Consider the following 12,900-nt stretch of genomic DNA (forward strand, 5'->3'; position numbering starts at 1 on the left):
CAACATTAAAATATGGCCTTTTCATTTTCCAAACTTTTTAATAATAAACCTAAAGAAGTACCATCTATTTCAGAAATTATAGAAAAAATAGATTTTAAAGGAGGTACTAAATATGCTAAAAATAAAACAAATATTGTTTATGCAGATGTTGAAGAATTAGGTGGTTTTCCGTATCTAAAAACTGTTATTATTGGAGACACTTCGGTAAATATAAAAAGAGTAGGCTGTACAGTTAAATTTAACTTTAACAACGAATCTGTTGAGTTAAACTCTGATAATACAACTATAGAATCTAACAAAATAAAAAATACAAACGTTTATTTTACTGAAATAGATTTTGAATTAAATGAACAAGAAGCTACTAAAATTAAAGACCTTAAAGTAGTTACTATGGAATATGGTTTTAAAAATAAAGTAATTACTTTTACTCCTTTTTAATATTCTATTACAGAAAATTCTAATTTTAAAGGCTGTAATGCCTCTATTAGCATAGGTATTAAACTAGAACCTAAATCTAAATATATTTCAGAAAAATTACGTGTGCGCTCTTCTAAACTTTTATTAGGAAATAATTCATTTTGTAATATCTCGATTCTATTTACTACATCAGACAATTTTCTTTTTTGAGCTTTTAACAATCGTTTTTCTAAGGTGTCCAATCCGTTTAATTGTTTTTTCTCTTGCGCATTAACAGCACCAATAAAAGAAGTATCTGTTTGCTCTGCTAATTCTTTTAATGCTAAAAATTGCTCTTGTAAAAAATGCTTTTGTTGTGAAAAATCTATTGAAATATCGGAAATTTCTTTTACCTTTTTATTTATTAAAACTTCTTGCTTATTAAAAATTTCTTTTAAAGTTACATTTAATTTACCCAACTTAATCAATTGTTTTTCAGTAATTAACAATGCTGAATTACGTAATAATAAAATTGGAAATGGTGTAGCAACTTTTGAAAAATAATCTTTCAACTGAAACCAATACGCTAGTTCGCCTCCTCCACCAATATAACATAAATTTGGTAAAATTGTTTCTTGATATAAGGGTCTCATAATTACGTTAGGACTAAAACGATCTGGAAAATTAGTTAGCTCTTTTAAAATATCTTGTTCAGAAAAAACAATAGATGTATTATTAATTTTATAAACATTATCTTCAAAAATAATACGTTCTCTTAAATCATCTTTTAAATAAAAAAGGTTAATTTCTCTTGGGTTTACCTGAATATTATAATTTTCGGCTAATTTTTCACTTGTTTTTGAAACTGCTTTAAAAGAAGTAGCATTTAATAATTCGTCTTTAACAATTGAAGAAAATTCATGTTTAAGTTCAATAGCATCTCCATCAATAATAACCAAACCATATTCACCAAATAATTCATTTACTAAATAGCGAGTTGCATCTGTTAAATTGTGATGCTTTAAATATGCATTCTCAAATAATGATTTTATATAATTTTCATTAATAGAATTTCCTAATTGTTTGGAAAATACATTAAAAATATCTTCAAAACCTTTGGTATTAAGTCTTCCAACAGCACCGCTACTTTCTCTATCCCAAACTACTTTTTTACCTTTAAAATTAAAATAATTAATTTCTTCAAAATCGTGATCTTCTGTTGCCATCCAATAAACTGGCACAAAATTATGTTGAGGAAATTGAGTTTTTAATTGCTTTGTTAAATTTATAGTAGATACAATTTTGTACAAAAAATACAAAGGCCCTGTAAAAATATTTAACTGATGCCCTGTTGTTATTGTAAATGTGTTATCCTTTTCTAATAATTTAATATTATTTAACGTTAAATCATTTATATCTAACTTATTGTATTGTTTAAAAAGTGATTCGGCTAAAATTGCTCTAGATTTAGATTTAAATGAAGCTTGCTTAAGCGCTATCTGATTTTTAAATCCCTCTAAATTAGGGAAGTTACCATAAAATTGAGTTAGTTTAGAATTTTTATCTAAATAATCTCCTATTAAACTTGAAAAATATCCGGTTTCTTGAAATGGAATATGATGTACTTTCATTAAATCTTAATATCTACTTTTAAAATAAGGTGTGTATTTTCTTACTATAATTTAATCTAAAATTTCATTTTAGAAACTTCAGCTTTCACAAAAATTTTTATAAAAATACACAATTAATATAGTTTGTCGTTAGTACTTTAAATATCTAACATTTTTTTAACTTATTTTAAAAAAGAAAAACTGTCTGAAAAACTTATAAACCTTTCAAACAGTTTTTTTAAAAGTTATGTTATCCCTAAATTACTCAGTTTTATCTATTCTTTGTACTGTTTTTAATAGCTCAATTGAAATAGGATCATATTTTTCTATACTATACACAACAGCATCTTTATTTTTAGATGTTATTGTATTTTTATCAACTTTTTTACCATCTTTATCTCGTGCAATAACCTCTAAATATCCAAATCTTATTTGTGTATCCATAGCCAATTGTAAATCGTCTAAATCAGCAACTCTTTGCATCTCCTCCCTAAACATCTCTTTTTCAGTGTCATAAAAATTTTTCTGAAATTCTTTATTTTCCATTGAAAGTAATCTTTTATAAAATTCTTCTTTATCTTCTAAATTATGTTCTTTTATTGTCTCGATAAATAAATTCAACTTTTCTAACCGATACTTTTTATCATTTTCATAATTTTCATTAAAATGGGGAAGTGCTTTTTCAATATTAGACATAATTTCAGAATGATTCAACCCGTCTAAATTAATATTCTCAGCTTCAACTTTAAAATATGTTGTGTTTTTTATACCACTTTTTAAAAGTTCATTTTTTAAATAATCAATATAGTATTGATCTGTTTTTTTTAATGTTAAATTTTCATTTTTATCTGACTCACAAGATGCTAAAACAAGGAGTAACCCACCCAATAATAGTGTTATATTTTTCATGATTTATATTTAAATGTTTATTCCATTTCCTTTATAATAATATTTTGTTCCAGAGGCAATTCCTGTTCCATTAGTCAAAAAGAATTTAATTACTGGAGTCCCATAAATAATCGTTTGTTTTTTAATTTCAAGCCAATACTTTGCACTATATTCAGCCTTACTTGCCCAATCAGGAGTTTTACTATGTAATGGATTTGTACAGGGTTTATTATTACTAATTGGACAAACATATATTACCTTAGGACTATCTGTCATTGTTAAAACCTTTCTTTTCTCATTATATGTATAATCAGTCCCCATCATTGTTACACCTTCTCTATAGGTATAGTCATAAATAGTGGCATATGGACCAAAGTACATAACATTACAATTTATTCTAAATTCCCCAACCCATGGGTTAAAATTAAAATCTGCAAATACATTACCTATTGCATAACCATCATAAGGCGTAGGATTATAAGTTTGACAAAAAATAGAATTACTAAAAAACACTAATAAGAATAAGAAAAAAAACCTTTAATTGATTGTTTTTAACTAATTAATGTGTGTGTGTTCGTAAGATATTTATTTTAATTCACATAAAATTACAAAAAAAAAAATTATATAAAAAAATCATTTATTTTAGCAAAATATAATAATATAATGTGGTTTAAAATAACATCTTATTTTTTATTCTTATTAAAATCTACAAACAAACATGGGGTCCATTCCCCTTATGTGTACAATTTAGTAACTAATTGTTTTAACATAAAAACAGCAACTTCAAAAAAACAAAAACTGGTTACTATTATAAATTATTTCAAAAAAAACAATTCTGAAATTACAGATATTTCAAAAAAACAAGCTCTTTTATTAATACGTATTGTAAGCTATTTTAAACCTAAATCCATTCTAGAATTGGAAACTTCTTTTGGGTTTAATACTGTGTTATTAAGTATTGGAAACCCAAAAGCAGCTATTACAACTATAAAAAACAGCAATACTTCTCTTAAAAAGATTGAAGCTCTTTTTTATAACTTCAAACTTTCAAATATTACATTATTAAATGACTGTTTAAAAAATGTACTAATTAATAATTCACAATTCGATTTAGTTTTATTTGACAAAAATCATCAAAAAACAATACTGCTAAACAATTTTAATGAATGTTTGGCTGCTTCACATAATGATTCAGTTTTTATTTTTAAGGCAATTAATTCTTCAAAAGGAATGCAAAAAGCTTGGGAAGAAATAAAAAACAACCCAAAAGTTACTATTACAATAAATACTTATTTTTATGGTATTGTTTTTTTTAGAACTGAACAAGCAAAACAACATTTTACCATACGTGTTTAAATTTAATTTTATATAAAATTAAAACCATAGTTAATAGATAACTCAATACCAACTCACAACTAATATTTGTACATTTGCAATCATTTAATTTAATGCAGCATTATGAAAATATATACCAAAACTGGAGATAAAGGAAAAACATCGTTATTTGGTGGAACTAGAGTTCCTAAATACGATTTACGTATTGAGGCTTATGGAACTGTTGATGAATTAAACTCTTACATTGGATTAATTCGCGATCAAAAAATTGATGATTATACTTCTCATGTACTGATAAAAATTCAGAATGAATTATTTACTCTTGGCGCAATGTTGGCAACACCTGCAGAGAAAAAGATTTTAAAAAATGGAAAAGAACGTCTTAATATTAATAAAATTGATGTTAAATCTGTAGAGTTGTTAGAAATTGAAATTGACAATATGAACGGAACAATACCTCCAATGACAAATTTCGTTTTGCCAGGCGGACATACAACCGTGTCATTTTGTCATATATCTCGCTGTATTTGTAGAAGAGCCGAGCGAATAGCCACACAATTAAGTGACGAAACTAGCATAGATGAACTAATAATAGTGTATTTAAATAGACTTTCTGACTATCTTTTTGTACTGGCACGAAAATTGACTATTGATAACAAAGCTCAAGAAATTCCTTGGATTCCTGAGAAATTATAATAAGTTCTTTTTATTAATGAAAAAAATTAAGAAATAACTTGTTTCTTTGAGTAAAAAAATTACATTTGCAAAAATATTTAATACAAAAAAGTTATGTATTGGACACTAGAATTAGCATCATATTTATCAGATGCACCATGGCCTGCTACAAAAGATGAGTTGATTGATTATGCAATTAGAACAGGAGCACCTTTAGAGGTTGTTGAAAATCTTCAAGAAATTGAAGATGCTGATGAAAATTTTGAATCTATTCTTGAAATTTGGCCAGATTATCCTTCCGAAGATGATTATCTCTGGAATGAAGATGAATATTAAAAATATTAAAATTCAAAAAAAGTCTCGGTTGAGGCTTTTTTTTGTTTTTAAACCATAATTTAAACATAATTTTAAGCTTTTTAAAATATAAATATTTTAAATTCGCTTACTAAATAATAATAAAATAATACCTTATTTACAAGGTTAATAAATATAAATTCATACACAAAACATGAGTATTATAAATTCCGTACTAAAAATATTTGTTGGAGATAAGAAAAAAAGCGATTTAAAATTACTACAACCTATTGTAAAAAAAGTTGCCGCTTTTGAGAGTGAAATGTCAAATCTAACAAACGACGAATTAAGAGCAAAAACAGCTTATTTTAAAGACATTATAGCTAAAGCAACTAACGAATATACTTCAAAAATTGAAGAGTTAAAAAAAGAAGCTCACGATGCAAATGTTGATAGAAAAGAAGAAATATATACAGAAATTGATCAACTAGAAGAAAGCTCGTACGAAGCTTTAGAAAAAACACTAAAAGAAATTACTGCCGAAGCATTTGCCGTTGTTAAAGAAACTGCAAAACGCTTTAAAGAAAACAAAACTATTACAGTTACTGCAACTCCATTCGACAGAGAACTTTCTGCAACAAGAGACAATATTACACTTGAAGACGACCAAGCATTTTGGTCAAATACCTGGGATGCACAAGGTAAACAAGTAACTTGGGATATGGTACATTACGATGTACAGCTTATAGGTGGTGCCGTTTTACATCAAGGTAAAATTGCTGAAATGATGACTGGTGAAGGTAAAACACTCGTATCTACATTACCCGTTTATTTAAATGCATTATCTGGAAAAGGTGTTCATGTAGTAACCGTAAACGACTATTTGGCAAAACGTGATGCCGCTTGGATGGGGCCTATTTTTGAATTTCATGGTTTAAGTGTAGATTGTATCGATCATCATCAACCAAATTCAGATGCACGTAGAAAAGCCTATAATTCTGATATTACTTATGGTACTAATAACGAATTTGGTTTCGATTATTTACGTGATAACATGGCACACTCACCGAGCGAACTAGTACAACGCCCACACAATTTTGCCATTGTAGATGAGGTCGATTCTGTATTAATTGATGACGCTCGTACTCCTTTAATTATATCTGGAGCCACTGCAAATGCCGATAGACACGAATTTAACGAATTAAAACCAAGTGTAGATAAAATTGTATCCATTCAAAAAAATTATCTAACTGGAGTTTTAGCAGAAGTAAAAAAATTAATTGCTGAAGGAAACACAAAAGATGGTGGATTTTTACTATTACGTGTATTTAGAGGTTTACCTAAAAGTAAAGCTCTTATTAAGTTTTTAAGTCAAGAAGGTATTAAACAACTCTTGCAAAAAACTGAAAACCATTATATGCAAGACAACAATCGTGAAATGCCAAAAATTGACGAGGAATTGTATTTTGTAATTGATGAAAAAAATAATTCAATAGAACTAACAGATAAAGGAATCTCTTATTTATCTGGAGATGATGGAGATGAAAGTTTCTTTATTTTACCTGATTTAAGTACAGAACTTGGCGCCATAGATAACAGCGACCTATCTACTGAAGAAATTACTGCTAAAAAAGAAGAATTATACAGAGATTTTAGCATTAAAAGTGAGCGAATTCATACAATGAATCAATTATTAAAAGCATATACCCTATTCGAAAAAGATGTGGAATATGTAATAATGGATGATAAAATTAAAATTGTAGATGAACAAACCGGTCGTATTATGGATGGCCGTCGTTATTCAGACGGATTACACCAAGCTATTGAAGCTAAAGAAAATGTAAAAATTGAAGCTGCAACACAAACATATGCTACTGTAACGCTTCAAAATTACTTTAGAATGTACCGCAAATTAAGTGGTATGACAGGTACTGCAATTACAGAAGCTGGTGAATTTTGGGACATTTATAAATTAGATGTTGTTGAAGTACCAACAAATGTACCTTTAGTTAGAGATGATAAAGAAGATTTAATTTTTAAAACAAAAAGAGAAAAATACAATGCTGTTATTAATGAAATTGAAAAATTAGTTAATAATGGACAACCAGTTTTAGTTGGTACAACCTCGGTTGAAATTTCTGAATTATTAGGAAGAATGCTTTCTATTAGAAAAATTAAACACAATGTATTAAATGCAAAACTACACAAAAAAGAAGCAGATATTGTTGCTGAAGCTGGTAACCCAGGAGTTGTAACTATTGCAACAAATATGGCTGGACGTGGTACAGATATTAAGTTATCTGAAGCTGTAAAAAAAGCCGGTGGTTTAGCTATTATTGGTACAGAACGTCACGATTCTAGACGTGTAGACCGTCAGTTACGTGGACGTGCTGGTCGTCAAGGAGATCCAGGTTCTTCTCAATTTTACGTATCTTTAGAAGATAACTTAATGCGTTTGTTCGGTTCTGAACGAATTGCAAAAATGATGGATAGAATGGGACTTCAAGAAGGTGAAGTCATTCAACATTCTATGATTACTAAATCTATTGAACGTGCACAACGCAAAGTAGAAGAAAACAACTTTGGTGTTCGTAAAAGATTATTAGAATATGATGATGTTATGAACTCACAACGTGAAGTTATATACAAACGTCGTCGTCACGCTCTTTACGGAGAACGTTTACAAGTAGATATTGTAAATATGGTTTATGATACCTGTAACGCTATTGTTAGAGAAAGTAAACTAGCAAACGATTATCAAAATTTTGAATTTGAATTAATTCGTTTCTCTTCTACATCCTCTCCTTTTACCGAAGAAGAATTTAAAAAACTATCTGAACAAGAATTAACAGATCAACTTTTTGACATAGTTTATAAACATTATAGAGAAAAATTAGAAAGAAGTGCAAAAGCAGCTTATCCGGTTATTAAAGATGTTTATGAAAATCAAGGAGATAAATACGAGCGTATTGTTGTGCCTTTTACTGATGGAACTAAAGAATTAAAAGTTGTTACTAATTTAAAAGAAGCCTATGAAAGTGAAGGAAAAGGCTTAGTAACAGACTTTGAAAAGAATATTACTTTAGCCATTATTGACGATACTTGGAAAGATCACTTACGTCAAATGGATGAACTAAAGCAATCGGTTCAAAATGCAACATACGAACAAAAAGATCCATTATTAATTTATAAATTTGAATCTTTTGAGTTGTTTAATGAAATGCTTGACAAAATAAATAAAGAAGTTCTTTCTTTCTTATTTAAAGGTGAATTACCATCTCAAGATGCAAATCAGGTTTCTCAAGCAAGAGAACAAAAAAGAGAAAAAGTGCAATTAAGCAAAGAAGATTATAAAAATACTTCTGAGCAAACACAAACAAATCAAACGCAACAACCACAAGTAGTTGAAACTATTGTACGTACTGAACGTAAAATTGGTAGAAACGAAAAAGTGACAATTAAAAATGTAATGAGCGGCGAAAATAAATCAGTGAAATACAAACAAGCCATTCCTCTAATTCAAAAAGGAGAATGGGTATTAGTTGATGAAGCTTAATTATTCATTATTTAAATAATTTACCACCAAACGCAAATCGGTATAAGAATACTTATCATCTATTTGGTGTTTTAGGTCCGAAAGATTTTCAAAAGTCATTGTAGGAATTAACTCTTTTAATTCTTTATAATGACTTTTTGATATTAAATCTGTTATTTCAACTTCTTTTGAAGGAATAAAAGAAGCTAAATGTGTTGTTATTGTTTCTGAACTAAGCCCTCTTTCTTCGGCAATTTCTTCAATGGTTTTTCCAGATTTAAATAATTTTAAAGATATTTTTTTACTACTTCCTTTCTTTTTTCTTAAAGGCTTTTCTTCAAAAAACATGTTATCTTTAACAACTTCAATATCATTTTCAATCCAATAATCTGTAATAACTTTTAAAATAGCTTCTCCATATTTTTTTATACGTATTTTACCAAAACCATTTATACTTAATAGCTCTTTAGAAGTTGTTGGTAATATTTCACATAAACTATACAAGGCTTTTTGAGAAAAAACTTGATAATGTTTTATATCATTTTTCTTAGCAATGGTATCTCTTAATTTATGTAAACGTTCAAACAATTCTTTATTTACAGTACCATCAACAACAATAACTTTAGCTTTTTTAGGCGTTTGTTTAGCTAAAAAGACTGCATTAGCTCTTAATTCTAAAAATTTTAGTGTACTAAATCCTACTGTTAAATTTTTAAAATAACTTAATTTGGTTATTAAAAACGCTTCAATTATATCTAATTGTTTATCAATATCTGTTTCTACTGTTTTATTATCTGTTGTATAATTAAACTTTTTATACGGAGTTTCTATAAAATTTATAGTCTGTTCATTAAAGTATTCAATTGCTTTAATAAATCGATCTTGAATTGTTTTATCTACTTCGGGTTCTGTAGTTGTTTTAGCTAAAGTATGCAATTGTATTCTAAAAGAATTTCCAACTTTTAATAAGTTTGCAATTGTATCTTTTATAGCTACAAATGTTGGTTCTAAATTACCGTTAATTGTAGTTTTATTTTTATAAAAAATATCTAAAACGCGATTAATTGGATGTAAAACATTAAAAAAATCAAATACTTCTGAAATTAAATTTAGTTGAAATTCTGACTTCGATTGCTGTAAATCATTTTCATCTGGTTGATTTTTAGCTGCATTTTTATTAAATGTAATTACATTATTATCGCTAATGATTTGCCTTGAATCAATTGGGCTTTTAAGCACCAAACCTTCTAAAGATTTGCATCTACTAAGTGCTACATAGGTTTGCCCATGCGCAAAAGCACCTTGTGCATCTATAATTGCTTTTTCAAACGTTAAACCTTGACTTTTATGAATTGTTATTGCCCAAGCTAAGCGCAAAGGAATTTGTTTAAAAGATCCAATGCAATTCTCAATAATTTCTTTAGTTTCTGGATTTACCGTATAATTAATATTTTCCCAAATTTCTGGTGTAACAATAATATTAGCATCATCATCTTTGCATTTAACAATTACTTCATTTTCATCTAAAAAAATAATTTTTCCAATTTTACCATTAAAATAGCGTTTTTCATATGAGCTATCATTTTTTATAAATAATACTTGTGCTCCTACTTTTAAAATTAATTCTTCTTTGTTAGGATATGCGTATTCTGGAAATTTTCCTTCTATAGTAGCTGTATAACTTTGGGTTTTTGTAGTTAATTTATCTAACGCTGCTCTATTTACACTTTCTGCTTTATTATTATGTGTTGTTAAATCTATATAACCATCATCTTCATTTGGAATAAAGTCTGGTATATATCGTTTATTTAACTCATTAGCTGATGCTTGTGAAAGTGCATTATTTCTAATTTCATTTAAAATTTGAATAAACGTTTCATTGTTTTGTCTATAAACGTGTTTTAATTCTACAGTTATAGCATTGCTTTGTTGGTATGCATAACTACTAAAAAAGAAGCCATTTTTATAATAGGGTTTCAATAATTCCCATTCGTTTTCTTTAATTACAGGAGATAATTGTTGTAAATCTCCAATCATTAACAATTGAACTCCACCAAAAACTTTATTTCTATTTCTAAAACGTCTTAAAGTTTTATCTATTGCATCTAACAAGTCTGCTCTAACCATACTAATTTCATCAATAACTAATAAATCCATAGATTTAATAATATTGATTTTAGTTTTGCTAAATTTTCTATTAAAACTAGTAGAAGAATCCAACTCAGAATCTGGCACTAAAGGACCAAAAGGAAGTTGAAAGAACGAATGTATGGTTACACCCTTTGCATTTATTGCAGCAACTCCTGTAGGAGCAACTACTACCATTCTTTTTAAAGAATTAAGTTTTAATTTATGTAAAAAAGTTGTTTTACCTGTACCTGCTTTTCCTGTTAAAAAAATAGTTCTATCAGTGTTATTTACAAAATTCCAAACTAATTCTAATTCTTTATTAGTTTCCATATAACAAAGCTAGATTTAAAAGTTTTAACTATAAATGTAGGAATTTTTTTACAACTTTTAAATTTCTAAATTTTTATCGTAAGGAATACTTTTTAAAATATGATTAATAGCATTAACTCTGGCAATTGTTTTTTTATTGGCTTTAATTATTTTCCAACTGACAGTATTTTTTGCTGTTTTTTTAAACATTTTATTTTTATACTCTGTATACACATCCCATAATTCTTGTGCTTTTTCATCTACAGGAGTCATTTTCCATTGTTTTAAAGGGTTATTTTTAATTTCTTCAAAACGTTTAGCTTGCTCTTTTTTAGAAATTGACATATAAATTTTTACCAATCTAATTCCAGATTCGGTAATCATACGTTCAAAATCATTAACTTGATTCATAAATGTTTCATATTGCTCTTGCGTACAAAATCCATTTACAGGTTCAACTACTGCCCTATTATACCAACTTCTATCGAAAAATATAATTTCTCCTGCCTTTGGAAATTGATTTACATAGCGTTGAAAATACCATTGCGTTTTTTCATCTTCTGTTGGTTTTGGCAAAGCAACTTTTCTTATAAGTCTTGGGTTCATTCTTTCGGTTGCACGTCTAATTGCACCACCTTTACCTGCAGCATCACGACCCTCAAAAATTATAATAATACGTTCATTTTCTTTAATTGCCCAAGTTTGCATTCTAATCAATTCTATTTGAAGCTTTTTTAGGCGTTTTTCATACTTAACATACCTTACAGCTCTTTCTAAATTATAAGGTTCTCTAGATAATAATGCTGTAAGTCCTTTATTGGTATTCAGATGATCTATATTTTCTGGTGTTAATTTAAACTCGTGCATAATTAATCTAATTGTTTTGATGAACGATGGTATCGCATAATAATATTAGGATCTGGCAATAACGTAGTTAATGCTTTGTTTTTCCCTTCGTAATTAAACTGAGATAATACATATCTAATACATTCTAAACGTGCTACTTTTTTATCGTTAGCTCTAACTATTATCCAAGGGCTATAACTTGTGTGGGTTTTACTAAACATTTGTTCTTTATAATGCGTGTAATCATCCCAAAGTTCTTGTCCTTTTCTATCAACAGGACTAAATTTCCAACGTTTTAAAGGGGTTCCAATTCTGGCATTAAATCTAGATAATTGTTCATCTTTAGAAATTGAAAACCAAAATTTTATCAACACTAAATTATCTTCACAAAGCATATGTTCAAACTCTGGTACTTGTACCATAAATTTTTCATATTGTGTTTCATTACAAAACCCCATAACTGGCTCTACCACTGCTCTATTGTACCAACTTCTATCAAAAAATACTATTTCTCCAGAGTTTGGTAATTCTTTAATATAGCGTCTAAAATACCATTGACCGCGTTCAACTTCCGTAGGCTTAGTAAGTGCTACTAAACGCGTAGATCTAGGGTTTAAATGTTCTGTAAACCTTCTAATATTACCTCCTTTACCAGCAGCATCTCTTCCTTCAAAAATAATTGCTACTCTTTTATTATTTTTAGATATCCATTGTTGTAGTTTAACTAATTCTATTTGTAACTTTTTAAGCTCATCATCATAGAATAATCTTTTTTTAACTTTATCTATGTTTATATTTTTATCATTAATGATATCTAATATTTCTTTACCCGAAGAAGCTTTTTCAAAATCTTCTTTAGTAAGTTTTGGATGTATTGCCATA

The 12,900-nt window shown here is 27.9% G+C and carries 11 protein-coding genes; 5 read left to right on the forward strand and 6 right to left on the reverse strand.

Annotation, left to right across the window (positions count from 1 at the left end):
* Positions 1 to 12 precede the first annotated feature (12 nt).
* Positions 13 to 438 (forward strand): hypothetical protein, encoded by a 426-nt coding sequence (locus tag MKD41_RS04785; RefSeq protein ID WP_240244301.1) that lies wholly within the window; start codon positions 13 to 15, stop codon positions 436 to 438.
* Here MKD41_RS04785 and bshC read toward each other — a convergent pair.
* From bshC to MKD41_RS04800, 3 genes are all read right to left on the reverse strand, one after another.
* Positions 435 to 2,027, reverse strand: coding sequence for a bacillithiol biosynthesis cysteine-adding enzyme BshC (gene bshC / locus MKD41_RS04790; protein WP_240244302.1), 1,593 nt, complete (start codon positions 2,025 to 2,027; stop codon positions 435 to 437). The two genes, MKD41_RS04785 and bshC, sit on opposite strands and share 4 nt — an antisense overlap.
* Before the next feature lie 240 nt (positions 2,028 to 2,267).
* A complete protein-coding gene (locus MKD41_RS04795) occupies positions 2,268 to 2,915 on the reverse strand; it encodes a hypothetical protein (protein ID WP_240244303.1) in 648 nt (215 codons plus the stop codon).
* Between the two features lie 9 nt (positions 2,916 to 2,924).
* Complete coding sequence (locus tag MKD41_RS04800) at positions 2,925 to 3,407, reverse strand: hypothetical protein (RefSeq protein WP_240244304.1); 483 nt, start codon at positions 3,405 to 3,407, stop codon at positions 2,925 to 2,927.
* 150 nt (positions 3,408 to 3,557) lie between these two features.
* Here MKD41_RS04800 and MKD41_RS04805 point away from each other — a divergent pair, with 150 nt between their 5' ends.
* From MKD41_RS04805 to secA, 4 genes are all read left to right on the forward strand, one after another.
* Positions 3,558 to 4,250: a class I SAM-dependent methyltransferase gene (locus MKD41_RS04805; protein WP_240244305.1), complete on the forward strand. Its 693-nt coding sequence runs from the start codon at positions 3,558 to 3,560 to the stop codon at positions 4,248 to 4,250.
* Positions 4,251 to 4,352: 102 nt separating this feature from the next.
* Positions 4,353 to 4,925, forward strand: coding sequence for a cob(I)yrinic acid a,c-diamide adenosyltransferase (locus MKD41_RS04810; RefSeq protein WP_240244306.1), 573 nt, complete (start codon positions 4,353 to 4,355; stop codon positions 4,923 to 4,925).
* A 93-nt stretch (positions 4,926 to 5,018) separates the two neighbouring features.
* Complete coding sequence (locus tag MKD41_RS04815; RefSeq protein WP_089376785.1) at positions 5,019 to 5,240, forward strand: DUF2795 domain-containing protein; 222 nt, start codon at positions 5,019 to 5,021, stop codon at positions 5,238 to 5,240.
* Between the two features lie 172 nt (positions 5,241 to 5,412).
* Positions 5,413 to 8,754, forward strand: a complete 3,342-nt coding sequence (secA, locus tag MKD41_RS04820) for a preprotein translocase subunit SecA (RefSeq protein WP_240244307.1) — start codon at positions 5,413 to 5,415, stop codon at positions 8,752 to 8,754.
* Here secA and MKD41_RS04825 read toward each other — a convergent pair whose 3' ends face one another.
* The 3 genes from MKD41_RS04825 to ppk2 (MKD41_RS04835) are packed head-to-tail and all read right to left on the reverse strand — an operon-like array spanning position 8,755 to position 12,899.
* Positions 8,755 to 11,193, reverse strand: a complete 2,439-nt coding sequence (locus MKD41_RS04825) for a helix-turn-helix domain-containing protein (RefSeq protein WP_240244308.1) — start codon at positions 11,191 to 11,193, stop codon at positions 8,755 to 8,757. It lies immediately after the preceding gene.
* A gap of 57 nt (positions 11,194 to 11,250) precedes the next feature.
* On the reverse strand, positions 11,251 to 12,039 hold the full coding sequence (gene ppk2, locus MKD41_RS04830) for a polyphosphate kinase 2 (RefSeq protein ID WP_240244309.1): 789 nt from the start codon (positions 12,037 to 12,039) through the stop codon (positions 11,251 to 11,253).
* A 2-nt stretch (positions 12,040 to 12,041) separates the two neighbouring features.
* On the reverse strand, positions 12,042 to 12,899 hold the full coding sequence (ppk2, locus tag MKD41_RS04835) for a polyphosphate kinase 2 (RefSeq protein WP_240244310.1): 858 nt from the start codon (positions 12,897 to 12,899) through the stop codon (positions 12,042 to 12,044).
* Position 12,900: the final 1 nt, after the last annotated feature.

This window comes from Lutibacter sp. A64, from assembly GCF_022429565.1.
In the GTDB taxonomy this organism is placed as follows: domain Bacteria; phylum Bacteroidota; class Bacteroidia; order Flavobacteriales; family Flavobacteriaceae; genus Lutibacter.

Coding starts and splice junctions, on each gene's coding strand:
- MKD41_RS04810 (WP_240244306.1), top strand. CDS start 4,353: ATGAAAATATATACCAAAACTGGAGATAAAGGAAAAACATCGTTATTT.
- MKD41_RS04805 (WP_240244305.1), top strand. CDS start 3,558: ATGTGGTTTAAAATAACATCTTATTTTTTATTCTTATTAAAATCTACA.
- MKD41_RS04795 (WP_240244303.1), bottom strand. CDS start 2,915: ATGAAAAATATAACACTATTATTGGGTGGGTTACTCCTTGTTTTAGCA.
- MKD41_RS04825 (WP_240244308.1), bottom strand. CDS start 11,193: ATGGAAACTAATAAAGAATTAGAATTAGTTTGGAATTTTGTAAATAAC.
- secA (WP_240244307.1), top strand. CDS start 5,413: ATGAGTATTATAAATTCCGTACTAAAAATATTTGTTGGAGATAAGAAA.
- MKD41_RS04785 (WP_240244301.1), top strand. CDS start 13: ATGGCCTTTTCATTTTCCAAACTTTTTAATAATAAACCTAAAGAAGTA.
- bshC (WP_240244302.1), bottom strand. CDS start 2,027: ATGAAAGTACATCATATTCCATTTCAAGAAACCGGATATTTTTCAAGT.
- ppk2 (WP_240244309.1), bottom strand. CDS start 12,039: ATGCACGAGTTTAAATTAACACCAGAAAATATAGATCATCTGAATACC.
- ppk2 (WP_240244310.1), bottom strand. CDS start 12,899: ATGGCAATACATCCAAAACTTACTAAAGAAGATTTTGAAAAAGCTTCT.
- MKD41_RS04815 (WP_089376785.1), top strand. CDS start 5,019: ATGTATTGGACACTAGAATTAGCATCATATTTATCAGATGCACCATGG.